Genomic DNA, 1,283 nt, shown 5'->3' on the forward strand with positions numbered 1-1,283 from the left:
TGTTTAGCACAGAGACATAGGTAACACCTGTCTAGAGACATAGGTAACACTTTTATGATCATTGCACAGCCAACAAATGGAGTGTGCGATGCCCTGGAAAGAGAGTTCCCAAATGTCCTCCAGACTCGAATTTGCCATGTTGGCGACAGCGCCCAACGTTGACATGCAGGCCCTGTGCCGGTCTTTCGGCGTTAGCCGAAAGACCGGCTACAAGTGGCGTAATCTCTACCTCGAGCATGGCAAGGAAGGCCTGAGCGACCGGTCTCGGCGGCCGCTATCGATGCCTCGACGCTGCAGTGTCGACGTGGAAGAGAAGGTGCTGGCACTACACGAGATGTACCCTTGCTGGGGAGCGCGGAAGTTGCGTGCCTTGCTGCCTGACGAAATTGCGCTGCACCCGAACACGATTGCCGCGATCTTGCGCCGGCATGGACGCCGGCTGGTGCCTCAGGCAGATCAAACCAGCCCGGCAAAAAAGCGCTTCGAACACGAAGCGCCGAACCTGCTATGGCAGATGGATTTCAAGGGTCATTTCGCTTTGACTGATCCACGTGCCAGACATTGTCATCCGCTGACGGTTCTTGACGATTACTCGCGTTTTTCCGTGGCGTTGACAGCCTGCTCCGGCGAGACCACCGACCAGGTGCAAGCCGCACTGACGCAGGCATTTCGCCTGTACGGACTGCCCGAGCGGATCACCTGTGATAACGGCCCACCCTGGGGCACTTCCGGGCATAACACGCTATCGCGCCTGGAGGTATGGCTCATCCGTCTTGGAATCCGTGTCAGCCATAGCAGGCCATACCATCCACAAACACAAGGCAAGGACGAGCGGTTCCATCGTACGCTCAAGCGGGATTTGCTCACGCGCTTCGGCTTCGCGTCGATCCAGTCATGCCAGGTCGCTTTCAATGCTTGGCGTGACCAGTACAACCTGATACGGCCTCATGAAGCACTTGGACAAAAGCCGCCGATCACGCGTTACCGCCACAGTGCCAGGATATTTCCGGCTCAGCTACCGATCGTTGAATACGACGATGCCGACACCGTCCGCCAGGTCCGGCGCCATGGCCAGCTTGCCTTCAAAGGGCACGATTACTACGTCGGCGAGGGTTTGACAGGCGAGCTCGTAGCGATCCGACCAGCAGACGAAGATGGCATCTTCCAGGTCATTTTCTGCGACCGCGAGGTGACGCAAATCGACCTCAAAAGCCGCTAAAATTTAACCCGGCAGTGTTACCTATGTGTCTAGACACCTGTTACCTATGTGTCTGTGCTATACA

General features: G+C 56.7%; 1 protein-coding gene. It reads left to right on the top strand.

What is annotated here, in order from left to right:
• The first annotated feature begins 112 nt into the window (after nt 1-112).
• Complete coding sequence (locus ACWCIA_RS22870; RefSeq protein WP_454166784.1) at nt 113-1,219, top strand: IS481 family transposase; 1,107 nt, start codon at nt 113-115, stop codon at nt 1,217-1,219.
• Nucleotides 1,220-1,283 lie beyond the last annotated feature (64 nt).

Source organism: Massilia sp. SYSU DXS3249 (assembly GCF_053668055.1).

Excerpts from the sequence above, each read along its gene's own strand:
- ACWCIA_RS22870 (WP_454166784.1), top strand. The coding sequence starts at position 113 with ATGTCCTCCAGACTCGAATTTGCCATGTTGGCGACAGCGCCCAACGTT.